Genomic DNA, 19,042 nt, shown 5'->3' on the forward strand with positions numbered 1-19,042 from the left:
CAGGATAGTATCAAGTTAATCAATTGAGGTTGTATAAATTTGGCTAAAGAGGATGAAGAAAGCCTTAGTTAACAAGGAAATACAGACAAAATCTGTAGCTGGCACAGTAATTGCTAATAAATATATGAGGAGGTAAGTTTTGAAAGGGTTTTCTTTAGTTGGTAGTCGAAGAAAAATACAGGAGAAGGATGGATGATATGAGTAAACAAATTTCAAGAGATGGTAGTGCATATCTATTAAAATCTGGTTTTGGGAAACGCTATTTGCTTGGCTCACAAGTAGCAACTATAATCGCCGATGGAGCTAGTACAAATCATCTATTTGACATTGTCTTGTTAACAGGTGGAAAAGGTGATTATTTCCCTCCGCATTTACACAGAGACGCACATGAAGGTATCTATGTTTTAGATGGTAGACTAGAAGTGAGCATCGACGGGAAACCATACTTGCTTACTCCTGGTGATTTTGCACATATTCCTTCTGGTATTGTACATGAATACAAAATGAACAGCCATCGAACTAGGTTTCTATCATTTAATACAAATGGAAAGGTTTCACCTTATTATTCAGTTATGGGTATTCCTTATGAAAAAGGAGAACAACCACCGCGGAGTTTAAAATATGACTTAAAAGAGAGTGAAGGTCCTTCGATTGATATTCAATTTACAAAAAGTGGAAACGAAAATAGTCAATCAGCTTTGGTTCAAAACCGCACACTACCAGATGTTGTTCAGCCATATGTTTTAGAAGCAGGAGAAGGAATCGGATTACTAACAGGTGATCAGCTTCACAAACTTTTGGCAACACAACTAAATACGAATGGTGAATATATTGTTGTCGTAACGGAAGGTCCGAATGGTGATAAAATAGTTGATCATTATCATGAGCATCATACTGAAACGTTTTACTGTCTTCAAGGTCAAATGACAATGTGGATGAATGGAAATGAAGTAAGTCTATCACCAGGTGATTTTCTCCATGTACCTCCAAATACTACACATTCCTACCGCTTAGATTCTGCTTATACAAAGTTTATCGGCATTCTTTCACCAGGCATTTTTGAACCGTTTTTTCGAACACTTGGAGATCCTTATGAAGATTACATCTTTCCAAGTGAACCAGGTCCACTTCGGTTTGACCGTGTTTTGCAACGTATTGAGGAACTTGACCTTAAGGTGGTTGGAGGTTTTGACAGTAAAAGGGAAGCTCCATCCCATACAGAAGTAAGGAGGGAAAGCCTTCATGAATAAAAGCCAAGAAATGAAAAAGGAAATCAAAAACGATAAAGTGGAAATACTTCGCGATCTTGTATACAAAAGCGTAAATGGAAACCCGCTATTTGTTGATCTCTATCTTCCTAAGGGTAGTCAATCTTCACTACCAGTTATTATTTGGTTACATGGTGGTGGCTGGAGGCTTGGAGACAGAAATCTCGGACCAGACCTTTCCCGTTTTTTTGCTGAAAAGGGATTTGCAATGGCTAGTATTGAATACAGATTAAGTACAGAAGCTACATTTCCTGCCCAAATACACGATGTTAAAGCAGCGATAAGATGGTTGCGATCTGTTTCCGATCAATATGGTTTAGATCCTCACCATATTGGGCTTTGGGGATCATCATCGGGTGGACATCTTGCTTCTCTTGTTGCTACGTCTGGAGTAGGGATGCTTGAAGAAGAAAATATAGAGAATAGTGAGTATTCTTGTGAGGTTCAAGCTGTTGTTAATGGATATGGACCAATTGATTTCCTCCAAATGGATGACCATAGAGAAGCAGCAGATGTTAAATCAGTTGATCCTGAATCTACTTTACTTCCAGAAAAAATGCTTTCTTCCTCACCTGATTCATTTGAATCGTTATTCTTAGGAGCCCCAATTAATACCTGTCCTGAGAAAGTGAAGGGAGCAAATCCGATCTCTTACATAACAAAAGGAACACCGCCATTTTTTATACTTCATGGATTAAGTGATACCGCCGTTCCTGTACATCAAAGTTACCTATTATATGATGCTTTAGCAAACAAAGGAAACCCTGTCACAATGATAACAATTGAAGGACTTGGGCATGGTTTCTTAAATAGAGATGACTTAGATCAAAGTGGATGTGAAATAGCTAACTTACAGATATCAAATATAAATGATAACGATAGCCTGTACGTAGGTAAACCCATGACTTTTCAAATTGTTGAGGAGTTTTTTCGGCAAAATTTGAGAGGATGATTAGTTAGCCTAGATTTTTAAGGTGTTGATATCGTTTATCAACACCTATATTAAATTATCCAACCTATATTAAAGACTCTAAGGAAATCAAGGTAAAGGCTGTTGTTGAGTTATACAGTGAATATTGCCTCCTGCTACAGATATTTCTCTTGTGTTTACAGGAACGATTTCTCGATCAGGAAACATTTTTTTGAAAGCTTCGATGGCAACCACATCTTGCGGATCATCAAATACAGGTAGGATCACACCACCATTGCATAAATAACAATTAATGTAAGTGGAAATGAATGTTACATCTGTTGAGCGACGGAAGCTGTTATGAGCAAAGTCAATTTCCTCACTTTCAGATGGTGTTAATAGTATTTGGTCTGGAAGATGAATTTTATGGATTTTTAACTTTCTTCCCTTTGCATCTGTTGCGGCTTTTAATATGTCGTAGGCATTTTTTAAAACCTCATACTGTGAATGGTTCGGGTCGTCAGTCCATCCAATTGCTACCTCACCAGGTCGGATAAAAAAGACAATTTCATCTACGTGTCCATCAGTTTCATCACCAACTAACCCATCTTTAAGCCAAATGACTTTTTCTATATTTAAGTAATCATCTAATTTTTTTTCAATTTCTTCCTTTGAAAGTGAAGGGTTACGGTTTGAATTTAGTAGACATTGTTCTGTTGTAATTAATGTACCTTCACCATCAACGGTAATGGCACCACCTTCAAGGATCAGTTCGGAAGCATCATATCTTTTTAGCTGTTCAATTTCAAGCACTTTCTTCTTAACATGTAAATCCAAATGCCATGGAAAATATAGTCCTTCTGCCAGACCACCCCAAGCGTTGAACCCCCAATCAATCCCGCGAACTTCACCTTTATCATTTTTTACAAATGTAGGGCCCATGTCTCTCATCCAAGCATCATTAGAGGATAATTCTATAACTCTAATGTTTTCTGGGAGCTTGGCACGGGCGTTTTCAAATTGATCAGAGGATACGCACATTGTAACGGGTTCAAATGTTGAAATTGCTTTTGCGACTTCAACAAATACTCGTTGTGCTGGCTTTGCACCTGCTCTCCATGTATCAGTTCGTGTAGGCCAGAGCATCCAAGTTCCTTTATGTGGCTCAAATTCTCCTGGCATTCTAAATCCATCTTTTTTTGGTGTGCTAGTAATCTGTACAACCATCTATGATCCCCCTAATCTTTGAATATATGGTAGGTGTATTTTAATGAATAAATTGTAGCTATTAATAAATTGAATTCATAATTAGTTATGCAATAAGTGTGCCAATTCTTAAATTAGAAGTTATGTATATCATATTTTTTTATTCTCCGGGTGATAGATGATTGGGTAATTCCCAGTGCAGTAGCAGCTTTTCTTGCAGTACCATGCTCGATTAATGCAGTTTGAATCATTTCTTTTTCAATATTTTCTATATACTCTGTTAAGCTTTGTTGATGTAACTGTAATGTTGAGCTTTTTTTAGAGGAAGTTTCGTTGGTCGTTATTGATTTCTTGTGAATATCTTCAGGGAGGTCTTCTAATGAAATACGATTGTTATAGGATGTGATGACTAATCTTTCTACTGTATTTTCTATTTCTCTAATATTTCCAGGCCATTCATAATGCTGTAATTGTTCTAATGTTTCTTTGTTAAAAGCGACATTTCGGTTATATTTGTGATTGAATTTTTCTAGATAGTGGTAAAGAAGAGGAAGAATGTCGTCTTTTCGGTCTTTAATAGAAGGTATTTCAATAGTGATGACATTTAGGCGGTAAAACAAATCCTCTCTAAATTTCTTTTGTTTCACCATTACTTGTAGATTTTGGTTTGTAGCTGTTATGATTCTGATATCTGCCTTTTTTTCCTCTGTGCTGCCAATTGGAATGTATGTTTTATTTTGTAATAATTGCAGTAATTTTGGTTGTAGGTGCAGAGGTAACTCCCCAATCTCATCTAAAAACAGTGTACCTCCGTTAGCTTTTTCAACTAAACCTTGTTTTCCTTTGGAGTTCGCGCCTGTAAAAGCTCCTTTCGTATAGCCGAACAATTCTGATTCAACCAATGTTTCTGGTATTGCACCGCAATTTATTTTTACAAATGGTTTATCAGATCTTTGACTTTTTAAGTGAAGCTCCTCTGCTGAAAAGCTTTTTCCAACACCAGACTCTCCAGTTAACAAAACAGTGGCATCGAAGCTTGCCACTCTGTTAATTAACTCAATCATTTCAATATGCTTTTTACTTTTTCCTATGATCTTTTTATGATATGTATCTTTTTTTTGAGATAATTTCATTTCTTGAATTTGTTCCCAGTACTGCTTTACTAATGCTTCCGTTTTTTCCAGTTTAAGTGATGCCTTTACGGTTTCAGTCACATCTTTAACATGAACAACCACGTGTTCTGTTCCTTCTATATTTATTAAATAGCCTGTTGCGAGATATTGTCTTCCTTTTGAGGTTTGTACCTTTGTTGTTGTTTCTCTTGTCTTTAAAACAATTTTTGTGACAGATGGTGTAAATACCCCGATTGTTTCTAGTTCCTCAACGGTTTTTCCGATTATTTTATCTCGACTTAATCCTAACTGTTTTGTGCTTGTGTTATTAAGCCATTTTGCAATCCCATTATGATCAGCTATAAAAATCCCATCATTTATATGATTAAGAACAGCTGTGAAAAATTCACTATGTAAACTCATATGTCATCTCCTTTTGAGTCGATATCGAATCGGTTAATCGAAATCGATTCAACTTTGATGCGGAATCGATTCATTTTCGCGTTAATATTATCATTATTCAGAAAATTTGTCTATTAAGCTCCATTTCAATTCTAATTTTTCATTTGGCATGGAACTTGCACCTAATAAAAGTGAGGAGGGGAAGAAGTGGAAACAACTAAACTAAGTATTAATAGAACTAGACTTCTAGAAACAATTAATATTAGTTCAAAAATTGGGGCGATAGATAATGGAGGGCTGAATCGACTAGCTCTAACACATGAAGATAAATTGATGAGGAATCAATTTTGCGAGTGGCTGAAGGCTGAAAATCTTGAGGTAAGAGTGGATGATTTCGGAAACATATATGGACGAAGATCTGGTAGAAAAAACAACGAGCCTGCCATAGCTATAGGGTCGCATCTTGATACACAACCTTGTGGTGGTCGTTATGATGGAATACTCGGTGTTTTATCTTCACTAGAAGTGATTCGTGTACTAAATGATCATAAGATTGAAACGGATTATCCAATTGAAATTATTAATTTTACAAATGAAGAAGGCGCAAGATTTTCACCACCGATGCTTGGGTCAGGTGGGGTTGCGGGTGTTTTTACAAAGGATTTTATTTATAACTTAGAAGATACAAAAGGGAAAACTTTCGAAGAGGCTCTAAAGGAAATTGGATATATGGGCGATGAGGAAAATCGGATTAAATCAGTGAAAAGTTTCATTGAGCTTCATATTGAACAAGGACCAATTTTAGAAAGAGAGAACAAAACGATCGGAATTGTTGAGGGAATTCAAGGAATGAGCTGGTTAACGGTTAAAGTGATTGGAGAAAGCAATCATGCAGGACCGACTCCTATGGAAAATCGGAAGGATCCTTTAGTCATTTCATCAAAAATGATCACTCTCATTAATGAACTTACGCGTGAAATTGACGGTTTAAAAACAACAGTAGGAAAGTTGAATGTTAGCCCAAATGTTGCAAATGTTATTCCTGGTGAAGTTGAATTTACAGTTGACATCAGACACCAAGATGATGAGACGAGAAATGAAGCAATCGAGAGATTAAAAGAACAATTAAGTACAATTGCCTTTTTACATCAAGTGGAGCTAACTATTCAAACTCCTTGGAATTCAAATGCTGTTGCGTTTTCTCCACTCATCATAGATGTTATTTCTGAAACTGCTGAAAAGTTGAGTTTTCCATCAAAAAGGTTATACAGTGGTCCAGGACATGATGCTAAATATATGAGTTATTTAGGTGATACTGGGATGATCTTTTTACCTAGTATCAATGGAATTAGTCATAATGTGTTAGAGAAAACATTAGAAGATGATATTGAAAAAGGAGCTAATCTTCTTTTATCAGTTATTCTTAGTCTATCAACTGAAAATAATATGTTGGGAGCGAATGAACATGACATTTAAACAAGAGGAATTACTAACAAAGGCAAATTTTGAAGAGCTAAGTGATTTAGATAAAAAACATATCATCCACCCAGTTGCTGTGCCAAAGGTTCATACATCGTTAGGGCCAAAGATTATCTTTTCTGAAGGAAAAGGAGTTTATGTTAAAGACGTTCATAATCGTTCCTATATTGATGGAGTTTCAATGCTATGGAATGTCAATGTAGGTCATGGAAGAAAAGAATTAGCTGATGTAGCACATGAGCAAATGATGAAAATGGCGTATAGCTCAACTTTCTATGGATATGGAAATGAGCCTGCTATCCGTTTAGCAGAGAAAATAGCCTCTATCACTCCAGGGGATTTAAATACCATTTTTTATACTTCCGGAGGATCTGAATCAAACGATACAGCTTTTAAACTATCAAGATTTTATTGGGAACAAAAAGGTTTTAAGAATAAAAGAAAAATAATTTCATTAAGACGCGGATATCACGGTGTAACAGTTTCAGCACAGAGGGCAACTGGCATTGATGCGTTTAGAAATTTTTCCGGCTCATCAGATCCTGATATTTTAAATGCAAAAGCTCACTTAACGGAATGTGAACTTGGAGACAAATCTCATCCTGAGTTTTCTGGATGTATCAGAAGCATTATTGAGAGTGAGGGTGCAGAGCATGTGGCTGCAGTAATCCTTGAGCCAATTCAAGGAGCTGGTGGAGTTCATCTACCTCCAGAAGGATATTTGAAAGCTGTTAGGAAGCTTTGTGATGAGTTTAATATTTTACTGATAGCGGATGAAGTCATTTGTGGTTTTGGTAGAACAGGAGAGTTATTCGGAGTAAATAATTGGGAAGTTGTTCCTGATTTAATGAGTATTGCAAAAGGAATTACAAGCGGATATGCACACCTTGGTGGTGTTGTGATGAATAATCGAGTTGCTGATGTAATTAAAGCTTATGATGATGTTCTTCCGCATGGATTTACGTATAGTGGCCACCCAACCGCTTGTGCAGTAGGACTTAAGAATATCGAAATTATTGAGAATGAAGGACTTGTTGAAAATGCTCATCAAATGGGTGCTGAACTAGAAAAAGGCTTTAACTATTTAAATGAAAAACATGAGATTTTCACAAATCAAAGAAATGTTGGGCTACTAGCTGGTTTTGATTTAATGAAGAACCCAGATCACAATATCCCTTTTGAGCAGTCGGTACAAGCAGCTGTTTCAGTTGTTGATGAGTGTTATAAACGAGGACTATTAATAAGATGCTTTGATTTTGAGCCAGGGATGAATATTATCGCGGTTGCACCTCCATTAACAATTACGAAACAAGAGATTGAAAGAATCATTTCTATTTTGGATGATGCTCTAGCATCTTTTTCACAAAAATTATGATATAACTAGGAGGTTATGAAGTGATTCAACTTCATCAAGATGTTATTACTTTTTTAAAAGGACCTAAACAATTATTTATAAATGGAGAATGGAAAGAGTCAGTAGAAGGAAGAACCTTTGAGACAATCAATCCTGCTACCGAAGAGATTCTTACTGAAGTGTATGAAGCGGGACTGAAAGATGTTGATTTAGCTGTTGAAGCTGCGGCCGAAGCATTTGAAAATGGTGAATGGTCTAGAATTAGTTCTTATGAACGTTCAAAGCTAATGAATAAGCTAGCAGATCTAATGGAACGTGATATTGAGATATTAGCCCAGTTAGATACGCTTGATAATGGTAAGTCTATTAATGAGATGTTATCAGCTGATTTGCCAAATGCGATTGAAAATTTAAGGTACTTTGCCGGGTGGACAAATAAAAATTACGGTGAAACGATTCCTGTAGCCGGAGAATTTTTCAACTATACTAGACACGAACCAGTTGGAGTTGTTGGGCAAATTATTCCATGGAATTTTCCGATTATGATGGCACTGTGGAAGATAGCTCCAGCTCTTGCAACTGGTTGTACAATTGTTCTTAAACCAGCTGAGCAAACTCCGCTTTCGGCTATTTATCTTGGGAAGTTGATAGAAGAGGCTGGTTTTCCTAAAGGTGTTATTAATATCATCAATGGCTTTGGAAAAATTGCTGGTGAGGCGCTAGTTCGTCATCCAAAAGTAAATAAAATTGCGTTCACAGGCTCAACACCTGTTGGTCAAAGAATCATGAAGATAGCTGCAGACACGCTAAAGCGTGTAACGTTAGAACTTGGTGGGAAATCTCCAAATATCATCTTACCTGATGCAGATTTAGACAAAGCCATTCCCGGAGTGTTTTCAGGTATTATGGTCAATCAAGGACAGGTTTGTTGTGCAGGATCAAGAGTTTTCATCCCAAGACATATGTACAAAGAAGTAACTGATAAATTAGTAGATTTTGCAAACAGAGTTAAATTAGGAAATGGTTTATATGAATCAACAACGATGGGACCATTAGTTTCTAAAAGACAGCAAGAAATCGTCACTTCTTATATTCAAAAAGGAATAGAAGAAGGAGCTCATTTGCTAGTAGGAGGTCAAACATTAGATTCTGGTTATTATGTTACTCCTACCGTGTTTACCGAGGTTGAGGATCATATGACAATCGCACAAGAGGAGATTTTTGGACCAGTTGTTGTTGCGATGCCTTATGATGATCTCGAAGAAGTAATTGAAAGAGCAAATGCTTCTTCATATGGTTTAGCAGCAGGCGTTTGGACTGAAAATGTAAAACATGCTCATAAGGTAGCAAATTTATTAAAAGCAGGTACTGTGTGGGTGAATTGTTATAATATTACAAACGCAGCAGTTCCATTCGGTGGCTATAAGGAATCTGGATTTGGTAGAGAAATGGGTTCATATGCTCTTTCTAATTATACAGAGGTTAAGAGTGTCTGGATTAATCTTGAATAAATTACAATTATCCCGCCGCATAGGCGGGGAACTATTAATCAAGCACTTTTAACAATAGAGTGTAGAGCTAGCTTGCTAGAGAAAAACATTGTAGGAAGGGTGTTTTTAAATTGGATGTAAAAGAAAATAGTGGTCAACTACGAAGACAATTGAAATTAATACATGTGATCGCAATCGGAATTGCCTATATGTCTCCATTTGCTGTTTTTGATACATTTGGAATTGCTTCGGGTGCATCCGGAGGGTATGTCCCAGCTTCATATTTAGTTGTTTTTACTGCCATTCTATTTACGGCTCTAAGTTATGGTAAATTAGTAAAAATGTTCCCAATATCAGGTTCTGTTTATACTTATACCAGAAAAATTATGAACCCATACATCGGAGTACTTGTGGGCTGGGTGACATTTATCGCCTACCTTGCATTGCCAATGATTAATGCATTACTAGCAAATATTTATTTGTCATCTGGATTCCCAAATATTCCTGAAGCGGTTTGGGTTATCGGTTTAATTGCTGTTATTACGATTTTTAATATTTTTGGAGTGAAAATTACAGCATCTATTAATATATTGCTTGTTATTTTTCAATTTTTAGTTGGGGCCATTTTTATTTATTTAAATATTAGAACAATTAATAGTGATGGAGCTCATCAATTTATTACACTACAATCTCTATTTCCTGCAAATATGGAAATGTCACCATTACTTGCCGGGGCTGCTTTACTAGCGCTATCTTTTATCGGATTTGATGCAATAACAACTCTCTCAGAAGAAACGATTAATCCAAGAAAAAATATTCCGAAAGCGATCTTAATCGTTGCTACTATAGGTGGGGTGTTTTTCTTTACAGTTACTTACTTTATGCAATCCCTATTTCCTGATGTTTCTGTATTTCAAGATATCGAAGGTGCTTCACCTGAAATCGCCTATATAATAGGAGGTAATTTCTTTTTATCACTTTTCATTAGTGGGGCATTAGTTTCGGTATTTGCATCAGGTTTAGCGGCTCAATTAAGTGCATCACGTTTATTATTTGCTATGGGAAGAGACAAAGTTATTCCTAAGTCTTTCTTTGGATATGTTTCTCCAAAGCAAAACACACCTATATTAAATATTATCCTGGTAGGTATTCTGGCGTTGTCTGCTTTATTTTTAGATTTAGAAACGGCAACCTCTTTAATTAATTTCGGAGCTTTTACCGCTTTTTCGTTTGTTAATTTATGTGTCATTGTCATGTTTCTTCGAACAAAACAGCCACGGACAGCTTGGAAAATAATAAGTAATATTGTTGCACCTTGTCTAGGTTTAATCTTCATTATCTATTTATGGATTAATTTAGATCTTTTCTCCATCATCATAGGATTAATATGGACAGGACTTGGCATTATCTATTTAGCCTTTACAACAAAATTATTTAAAAGTGCACCACCTGAAATTAAATTTGAAGAACTTGATATGTGATAAGGTATTTATAAAAAACATGTTAGATGTTCTAACAATATCCCTGTTTTTTCCTGTAAGGATCGTTACAATGAACTCATCTTAAAGTAAACAGGTGAGTATAATGCAAATGAGTACAGGACTATTTCAACAGCAAGTAACTAGCTTAACGATGACTCAAGGGCTGGCACAAGCAATTTCACTGCTGCAATTCTCGACGGCGGAGTTAACAGACTTTATTCAAGAAAAGTCATTGGAGAATCCCTTACTTGAAATGGAAGATCATGACTCGAAGGATATTTTTGTAGATAGCGATTTTAAAAGAAATACGACGATTCGTTATGAAGAGCGAGAAAAACAAATATCTCCTTTGGATTTTCTAACTGGGAAGGGAGAGAGCCTTCAGGAACATCTCATTAGTCAAATAAGCCTTCTGAATCTAAGTGAGGATATAAAGAAGCAGGTACGATATTTTATTTATCATCTAAATGAAAATGGCTATTTAACAGAAGATGTGGAGGAGCTTTGTTTAGACTTAAAGATAACGTCAACAGAGGGGGGACAAATTTTATCTCTACTTCAAAGCTTAGAGCCCGTTGGTGTGGGAGCACGCAATCTTCAGGAATGTTTATTGTTGCAACTAAAAAGAAGTCCGGAAAAAAATGAACTTGCTAAAATGATTGTTGCCGAATACTTGGAGGCTTTTGCTGATAGAAGATGGAAGATCATTTCGAACAAACTATCAATCTCTTTGGAAGAGATCCAAAAAGTTCATGATGTTATTCAACACTTACAGCCAAGACCAGGAAGTTCTTTTAGCCATAATATCCCAGAGTTTATTGCTGCTGATGTTTCGGTGATTGAGGTGGATGGAGAGTTAGTGGTTGTGGTAAATGATGAGCTGATTCCAAAGATACAATTTCAAGAACAATATAAACCTTTGTTAAAAGATAAAGAAATAAATTCATATATAAAAGAAAAATATCATGAACTGCAATGGCTAATTAAAAGTGTTAATCACAGACAGTTAACACTGTATCGAGTTGCTAAAGCAATTGTCGAAAAACAAAGAGACTTTTTTTATAAAGGCTCAGAAGCCCTAAAGCCTCTAAGTTTAAAAGACATTGCTGAGGAATTGGAAGTGCATGAATCTACGGTAAGCCGGATTACATCCAATAAATATATGGAAACACCACAAGGAATTTTTGAATTAAAGCATTTCTTTACTCATTCACTTTATAATAGTACAACTGCTGTTAGTACAACTGCTTCACATATTAAAAAGGTGATGAAACAAGTGATAGATCAAGAAAATAAATTAAAGCCATTATCAGATCAAAAAATTGTACAGATCCTTGCAGATGAACATTCTATTAAGCTTTCGAGAAGAGTGATTGCGAAATATCGAGATGAACTAAATATTCCTTCCTCGTCTAAACGAAAGAGGTTTGCTGAAGGAGTTGGATAATTAAGAAGAACGAAGGGAGCTATTTCCTTCGTTCTTCTTTCGTATTTATAGAATGATGTTTTAATTTCCGTACAATGGAAGGCTGACTGATGCCAAGATATTCAGCCATTTCATAGGTTGTTTTACAGCGTTCCATCGCTTTATATAGTAATCTTTTTTCAACTTGTTCCACAGCTTTTTTTAAGTTATGCTCTTCATCGATATGTTGATCAATAAATGGCAGTGCCACTGATTCGGATAGATGTTCTTTTTTTATATTAGCTGGTAAATGTTCAGGGTAAATGATTTCTTCATCAGTTGTCAGCATAACACGTTCTAAAATATTTTCCAGCTCACGAACATTTCCCGGCCATTCATATTGTGTAAATAAGTCGTACGTTGTTGTATGTAGTTTTTTTGATAGTTGGTATTTTTCATTAATACTTGTAACATAATGTTGAAGCAAAATCGGTATATCTTCTTTTCTCTCACATAAAGGAGGGATATGAAGCGGAATAATATTAATTCGATAAAATAAGTCTAGGCGGAATTCACCTTTTTCAACCATGGATTCAATTTCTTGGTTTGTCGCCGCAATTAAGCGAAAATTAATGTGTCTCTCCTCTTTTCCTCCAACTCTCATCACTTTTTTCTCTTGCAGAACACGTAGGAGCTTTGCTTGGACACTTAAAGGCAATTCTCCTATTTCGTCTAAGAAAAGCGTGCCATCTTTTGCTTGCTCGATCAGTCCTTGTTTTCCTTGTTTATTCGCACCAGTAAAAGAGCCGGACTCATAGCCGAACATTTCTGATTCAAACAATGTTTCAGGAATTGTGCTGCAGTTTACCTCAATAAATGGTTCATCTTTTCTAGCGCTGTTTGCATGCAGCATCCTGGCAAACGTACTTTTTCCTACACCTGAAGGTCCTAAAAGAAGAACAGTTGCATCTGTTTTTGATACACGATAAATGGTTTTGACAATTTGCTCAATGGATTGACTGCGAAATAAAATTCCATATTGCTCAGCATCTTTTTCACGAAGTTCCTCGACCTCGGTTTGATAGCTAGCGAGCTTTCTTTGTAATCTCTCATACTCTTCCTGTAGATTCATAATTTCTGTTTGATCTTGACTATAGCTAATCACGCAAATGATGTTACCTTGTTCATCGAAAATAGGAAAGCCTGTTGCCATAACCACTTTACCTGTTTTTGTGTGTTGAAGAATTTGACAAGTTTTCTTGTTTTCTAAAACCATTGCATGAATAGAAGGAGATAAAATTCCTTCTTTTTGTAGCTGATAAACAGATTTTCCTAGGTATTTGTTAGCCTTAATTCCATAGATTGACCAATGATTGGGATTAGACCGAAGAATAACCCCCTGATGATCTGTAATCGTAATATTGTTGTTAGATGTTTCGATAATTTTATCTAACACCATATTGAGTATGTGGTTTTCCATACATCCTCCCGGGAATCTGTGTAAGACATCGATTCATTTACGAATTAAAATGTTTAGTTGATTTAAATATAAATCAATTTTAGCATATTTGATTTGAAAATGAATCGAATATATTGAACTAACCTTATGAATCAATGAAAAAAGTTGGCATGAAACTTGCAATAAAGTAACCAAATAATAGATTTTATTAGAGGAGTTGTTATTCGTGATTGATACTAACAAAATTGAAGAGTTAACGGAATTAGATAAGAAGCATTTTCTACATCCAACCTCACCGATTGGACAGCAGCAAAAAGAAGGTCCATCTTTTATTTTTACAGAGGGTAACGGAGTTTTTCTAACAGATATGAAGGGAAACAAGCTAATAGATGGAATGTCTTCTTTATGGAATGTTAATATCGGTCACGGTCGTGAAGAGATTAGTGAAGTTGCTAAGGAGCAAATGAAAAAATTAGCTTTTAGCTCTTGTTTTGCAACATTCAGTAATGAGCCGGCAATTCGTCTAGCAGCAAAACTAGCTGAGATTGCACCAGGAGATTTATCAACAACATTTTTCACATCAGGTGGATCGGAATCGAATGATACGGCTTATAAGCTTGCTCGTCATTATTGGGTGTTAAAAGGAAAGCCGAATAAGCAAAAAATTATTTCAAGAACAAAGTCATACCATGGAGTATCAATGGGGGCTACAAGTGCAACAGGTTTAAAACCGTTTCGTGATTTTACAACATCAATTGCTCCAGATTTTCATTATGCAGATCATTTTTCAACAGAATCATTGCGAGGCGTCATTGAACAAGAAGGACATGAAACCGTTGCAGCATTTATCGCAGAGCCAGTTCAGGGAGCGGGGGGAGTTCACATTGCTCCTGATGGATACTTCCAAGAGGTTCGTGAAATTTGTAATGAATACGATATTCTTTTCATAACAGATGAAGTTATTACAGGATTTGGACGTACAGGAACATATTTTGGAATCGACCATTATGGTGTAACACCTGATATGATGTGTTTTGCAAAAGGGGTAACAAGCGGATATGCTCAATTAGGTGGGGTGATGATTTCCGAGACGTTACACAAAGAATTTAAAGAATTATCGACTGGAACATTACTTCATGGTTATACGTATAGCGGTCACGCAATGGCTTGTGCAGTGGCACTGAAAAATATAGAAATTATTGAGCGTGAAAATTTAATTGAAAATGCAGCAGTAATGGGTCAAGAAATGCTTCAAGGCTTTCAATCATTACAGGAAAAACATAGCATTATAGGCGAAGTTCGTGGGCTAGGCTTAATGGGGGCAATTGAAATTGTAAAAGATAAGCAAACAAACGAACGTTTTGAGTCACCATTAGCACCTCAACTTGTTAATGAAGCAGCGAAAAGAGGACTCATTCTTCGATCTGTTGTGTTTGATGGTCAAGATACACTTGTTTTTGCCCCACCACTAATCATGACAAAAGAGGATATTACTTCCCTAATTTCCATCCTAGACGAAACGTTTACGTCAGTAACTAAGGATGCTGTAAAAGGATAAGGAGGATATAAATGAAAAAACAATTATTTATTAATGGAGAATGGGTTGGAACAGAGTCTTATAAAGATTTACTTTCACCTTACAGTAATGAAAAAATTGCTGAAATTGCTTCCGCAACAGAGGTAGATGTAGATAAAGCAATTGCTGCAGCTTATCAAACAAACGAAACCATGGCTGAAATGCCAGCACATCAGCGGGCTTCTATTTTAGAAAAGGTGGCAAATCTCATTGAAGCACGTGCAGAAGAAGCGGCTAAAATCATTTCTGCAGAAGCTGCAAAACCATATAAAACAGCTCTTGGTGAAGTGAGTCGTACCGTTGCAACCTATAAGTTTTCGGCAGAGGAAGCGAAACGTATTCATGGAGAAACGATACCACTTGACGCTGCTGTTGGTGGAGAAAACCGGATCGCTTATACAGTTCGTGAGCCGATCGGTGTGATTGGTGCGATTACACCATTTAATTTTCCAATGAATTTGGTTGCACATAAAGTCGGTCCAGCAATTGCATCAGGAAACACAGTGGTGTTAAAGCCAGCTGAACAAACACCGCTATCTTCCTTGTTTTTAGCAGATATTTTTAAAGAAGCTGGATTACCTGATGGTGCTTTAAATATTGTCACTGGTAAGGGTTCTGTTGTTGGAGAAAAAATCGTCAAAGACGATCGGGTGAAAAAAATATCGTTCACTGGAAGTCCAGCTGTAGGAATTGGTATCCGTAATAAATCAGGCTTAAAACGAGTTACATTGGAGCTTGGTTCAAATGCAGCTGTCATTATTGATCAAGGTGTTGATCTATATAAAATCATTAATCGTTGTGTGATGGGGGCTTTTTCCTTCCAAGGTCAGGTTTGTATTTCGTTGCAACGTGTTTATATTCATGAATCATTGTATGAGCAATTTGTAGAGAAAATGGTGGCAGCAACGAAGCAACTCAAAATAGGAGATCCACTTGATCCTAATACAGATGTTTCAGCATTAATTAGTCCTCGTGATGTTGACCGTGCTCTAGCCTGGATCGAAGAAGCGAAGCAAGGGGGAGCAAAGGTATTAACTGGCGGAGCTGCTGAAGGGAATGTATTGCAACCAACGATTCTAACAGATGTTGATGCTAAGCTTAAAGTCTCGTGTCAAGAGGTGTTTGCGCCAATTGTCCTTATTAACAAAGTTAGTTCTGTTAAGGAGGCCATAAGCTATGTGAACGATTCACGATACGGGTTACAAGCAGGAATATATACAGATAATATTCATACAGCTCTCATGGCAACGAAAAAGCTACATGTTGGTGGAGTTATGGTCAATGATATCCCAACATTCCGTGTTGATCATATGCCATATGGTGGTGTAAAAGAAAGTGGAGTTGGGCGCGAAGGGGTAAAATTTGCGATTGAGGAAATGACTGAGCAGAAGTTAGTTGTTTTTAATCAGGCATAAAATGATTAATGAGCTTAATGCCCACCGGAATTTGGGCATTAAGCTATACATAAGAGAAACTAGATTGTGAGTTACGGCTAAATATACCATTTTAAAATGCAGAAAAGTACATAGATTGAGAGGATGAAGGAGATGAAACAAGAAAAAGAGCTGAAAAAGGTTTTAACAAAGGTTGATGTCTTATTTTTAGCCATTGGTGCGATGCTCGGTTGGGGATGGGTTGTACTTTCTGGAAATTGGATCGTATCTGCAGGTTCCGCAGGAGCAATCATAGCATTTGTTATAGGGGGATTACTCGTAACCTTTGTCGGGCTGACCTATGCTGAACTCGCATCTGCCATGCCTGCAGTAGGAGGAGAGCATCATTATGTTGAGAGGGCAATGGGAAGCAAAGCTGCGTTTATTGCTTCGTGGGCAATTACATTAGGATATGTTTCAGTCGTAACATTTGAGGCTGTTGCCCTACCAACTGTTATAGATTATTTACTTCCAAACTATCAGATTGGTTACTTATGGACAATAGGTGGATGGGATGTTTATCTGACCTGGGTATTAATTGGATCTGTTGGGGCGATATTGCTTACAGCCCTTAATTATTTTGGTTTAAAGCCAGCAGCATTTATGCAGGTTGTTTTAACAGTTTTTATTGTTGGGATTGGGATATTACTTGTATTTGGAGCAGGGACAAATGGAGACTCACAAAACCTTCAGCCGCTTTTCACCGGTGGAGTGGGCGGAATCATGACAGTGCTGATCATGGTACCATTTCTTTTTGTAGGATTTGATGTTATTCCACAAGTTGCTGAAGAAGCGAATATTCCTGCAAAAGATATTGGGAAGATTCTTATTTTTTCTGTAGGTTGTGCGGTTGTTTTCTACTTGGCTATTGCCTTTGGCGTGTCTATGGCGCTTGATCATGAGGCATTAAGTATCTCACAATTAGCAACTGCTGATGCAATGGCAGCTGTATTTGGATCTAAAATTTTCGCAAATATCTTAATATTCGGGGGAATCTGCGGGATTGTTACTAGCTGGAATGCATTTATTATCGGAGGCAGCCGTATTATTTATGCTATGGCAAACTCAGGAATGCTGCCTGCTTGGTTTGGATATTTGCATCCAAAACATAAAACACCTTCAAATGCAGTCATCTTTCTTGGTGCTTTAGCAACATTAGCACCATTATTAGGAAGACCGGCACTCGTGTGGATTGTTGATGCTGGGGGACTTGGTATCGTTGTTGCCTACTTTTTAGTCGCTTTATCCTTTATTATTTTGCGTAAAAAAGAGCCAAACATGGACCGCCCATTTAAGGCTGGCAAGCAAAATGCAGTGGGGTGGATTGCTCTCTTTTTAAGCTTAGGATTTATTTTATTATACATGCCGGGAATGCCTGCTGCACTCATTTGGCCCTATGAATGGGTGATGGTCGCTGGTTGGATTTTAATAGGGGCATATTTCTATTATCATATGAACAAGGGGAAATATGAGGTTGTTGAAAATAAGGAAACGAAAAATATATGAAATAATTGATCTCTACAATTAAGTTTAAGTCTCTGAAACCTTACCTGCCCAATAGTGGCTCGTGGAGGTTAGAGACTTTTTTTCATGTATCTAAATAATATAGATGTGATGAAAAATAAGCTGTTGTTTAACATGCTATATTGTTTATAATATGTAACAGTATGAAAAGTCTCTAAAAAGGGGAAATCAGTGAAATGACTAAACATCCTAACTATAAAATGAATAAACTTCTAGAAGGAAACTATTCCTCTGTAATAGACTTTGTTATGAAAATGAGAAAAGAGCTTTTTCCTATGTTAGATCATGAAATGCTTCCTCAAGATCTTCTCCATTTTGAAAACTGTTATATTCAACCTGATCATGCTGCTTTTTTTACGGTGGTTAATGAAGATAGAAATATCATAGGATCCATAGGTGTAATACCCTACGATGGTCGTTTTCATCAACTAAGTGAAACTTATCCTCTTACGAAAGCAGCTGAAATTGTAAAATGCTATATTGATCCAGATTATCGAAGGTACGGTATTGGTACAGAATTATCTACTATTGCAACTAGTTTTAGTCGTGATGCTGGTTATCAATCATTATATCTACATACTCACCCGTTCCTGCCTGGTGCGATTCCTTTTTGGAAATCTCAAGGTTACAAAGAGATACTAGCCGAGGATGATCCAGTCTGGCAGACACTTCATATGGTAAAAACATTATAAGTTTTTGAGAAAAGCTTTTCTAATACTATCACCCAATGAAAAAGGAGTTGTTGTAGCAATTCCTTTGAGCATGCAGTCAAAATATGTCTCGAAAGTGGCAGAATCGGGACAGAAAAAAGAGCGAGCAGTGAAAGTGTGTCTCGATAGTGGCAGAATCGGGACAGAAAAAAGAGCGAGCAGTGAAAGTGTGTCTCGATAGTTGGGGAATCGGGACAGAAAAAAGAGCGAGCACCCAAAATGTGTCTCGATAG

Annotated in this window: 14 protein-coding genes; 11 read left to right on the forward strand and 3 right to left on the reverse strand. The window is 36.7% G+C overall.

Annotated elements, in window-relative coordinates:
- Nucleotides 1–197 precede the first annotated feature (197 nt).
- Together ACEWK1_RS12135 and ACEWK1_RS12140 are read left to right on the forward strand one after the other, a co-directional pair.
- Entirely contained in the window at nucleotides 198–1,250 is a 1,053-nt protein-coding gene (locus ACEWK1_RS12135) for a quercetin 2,3-dioxygenase (protein ID WP_416636333.1), read from the forward strand.
- Nucleotides 1,243–2,220, forward strand: coding sequence for an alpha/beta hydrolase fold domain-containing protein (locus ACEWK1_RS12140; protein ID WP_416636334.1), 978 nt, complete (start codon nucleotides 1,243–1,245; stop codon nucleotides 2,218–2,220). Before ACEWK1_RS12135 ends, ACEWK1_RS12140 begins: the two co-directional genes overlap by 8 nt.
- Nucleotides 2,221–2,307: 87 nt before the next feature.
- Here the strand turns inward: ACEWK1_RS12140 and aguA are convergent, their stop codons facing one another.
- Together aguA and ACEWK1_RS12150 are read right to left on the reverse strand one after the other, a co-directional pair.
- Complete coding sequence (aguA, locus tag ACEWK1_RS12145) at nucleotides 2,308–3,405, reverse strand: agmatine deiminase (RefSeq protein WP_416636335.1); 1,098 nt, start codon at nucleotides 3,403–3,405, stop codon at nucleotides 2,308–2,310.
- 113 nt (nucleotides 3,406–3,518) lie between these two features.
- Complete coding sequence (locus tag ACEWK1_RS12150; protein ID WP_416636336.1) at nucleotides 3,519–4,919, reverse strand: sigma-54 interaction domain-containing protein; 1,401 nt, start codon at nucleotides 4,917–4,919, stop codon at nucleotides 3,519–3,521.
- A gap of 186 nt (nucleotides 4,920–5,105) precedes the next feature.
- Here ACEWK1_RS12150 and ACEWK1_RS12155 point away from each other — a divergent pair, with 186 nt between their 5' ends.
- The 5 genes from ACEWK1_RS12155 (at nucleotide 5,106) to rpoN (ending at nucleotide 12,149) form a co-directional block, all read left to right on the forward strand.
- On the forward strand, nucleotides 5,106–6,374 hold the full coding sequence (locus ACEWK1_RS12155; protein ID WP_416636337.1) for a M20 family metallo-hydrolase: 1,269 nt from the start codon (nucleotides 5,106–5,108) through the stop codon (nucleotides 6,372–6,374).
- Nucleotides 6,364–7,752, forward strand: coding sequence for an aspartate aminotransferase family protein (locus ACEWK1_RS12160; RefSeq protein ID WP_416636338.1), 1,389 nt, complete (start codon nucleotides 6,364–6,366; stop codon nucleotides 7,750–7,752). The genes ACEWK1_RS12155 and ACEWK1_RS12160 overlap by 11 nt, the downstream gene beginning before the upstream one ends.
- Nucleotides 7,753–7,772: 20 nt before the next feature.
- The gene (locus tag ACEWK1_RS12165) at nucleotides 7,773–9,242 is read left to right on the forward strand and encodes an aldehyde dehydrogenase family protein (RefSeq protein WP_416636339.1); all 1,470 of its coding nucleotides are present in this window, start codon (nucleotides 7,773–7,775) and stop codon (nucleotides 9,240–9,242) included.
- Nucleotides 9,243–9,352: 110 nt separating this feature from the next.
- Complete coding sequence (locus tag ACEWK1_RS12170; protein WP_416636340.1) at nucleotides 9,353–10,702, forward strand: APC family permease; 1,350 nt, start codon at nucleotides 9,353–9,355, stop codon at nucleotides 10,700–10,702.
- A 109-nt stretch (nucleotides 10,703–10,811) separates the two neighbouring features.
- Nucleotides 10,812–12,149 (forward strand): RNA polymerase factor sigma-54, encoded by a 1,338-nt coding sequence (gene rpoN / locus ACEWK1_RS12175; RefSeq protein ID WP_416636341.1) that lies wholly within the window; start codon nucleotides 10,812–10,814, stop codon nucleotides 12,147–12,149.
- Between the two features lie 19 nt (nucleotides 12,150–12,168).
- Here the strand turns inward: rpoN and ACEWK1_RS12180 are convergent, their stop codons facing one another.
- A complete protein-coding gene (locus ACEWK1_RS12180; RefSeq protein ID WP_416636342.1) occupies nucleotides 12,169–13,587 on the reverse strand; it encodes a sigma-54 interaction domain-containing protein in 1,419 nt (472 codons plus the stop codon).
- Between the two features lie 205 nt (nucleotides 13,588–13,792).
- Between ACEWK1_RS12180 and ACEWK1_RS12185 the strand changes: the two genes are divergently transcribed.
- The 4 genes from ACEWK1_RS12185 to ACEWK1_RS12200 all read left to right on the forward strand — a co-directional run bounded on the left by ACEWK1_RS12185 (nucleotide 13,793) and on the right by ACEWK1_RS12200 (nucleotide 18,791).
- The gene (locus ACEWK1_RS12185; protein ID WP_416636343.1) at nucleotides 13,793–15,124 is read left to right on the forward strand and encodes an aspartate aminotransferase family protein; all 1,332 of its coding nucleotides are present in this window, start codon (nucleotides 13,793–13,795) and stop codon (nucleotides 15,122–15,124) included.
- Between the two features lie 11 nt (nucleotides 15,125–15,135).
- Nucleotides 15,136–16,557 carry an aldehyde dehydrogenase family protein gene (locus ACEWK1_RS12190; protein ID WP_416636344.1) on the forward strand — a complete coding sequence of 474 codons (1,422 nt, stop codon included), beginning with the start codon at nucleotides 15,136–15,138 and terminating at the stop codon, nucleotides 16,555–16,557.
- Nucleotides 16,558–16,689: 132 nt separating this feature from the next.
- Complete coding sequence (locus ACEWK1_RS12195; RefSeq protein WP_212136534.1) at nucleotides 16,690–18,081, forward strand: APC family permease; 1,392 nt, start codon at nucleotides 16,690–16,692, stop codon at nucleotides 18,079–18,081.
- A 194-nt stretch (nucleotides 18,082–18,275) separates the two neighbouring features.
- A complete protein-coding gene (locus tag ACEWK1_RS12200) occupies nucleotides 18,276–18,791 on the forward strand; it encodes a GNAT family N-acetyltransferase (RefSeq protein ID WP_212136536.1) in 516 nt (171 codons plus the stop codon).
- Nucleotides 18,792–19,042 lie beyond the last annotated feature (251 nt).

Source organism: Metabacillus sp. YM-086, from assembly GCF_048059995.1.
In the GTDB taxonomy this organism is placed as follows: Bacteria; Bacillota; Bacilli; order Bacillales; family Bacillaceae; genus Metabacillus; species Metabacillus litoralis_B.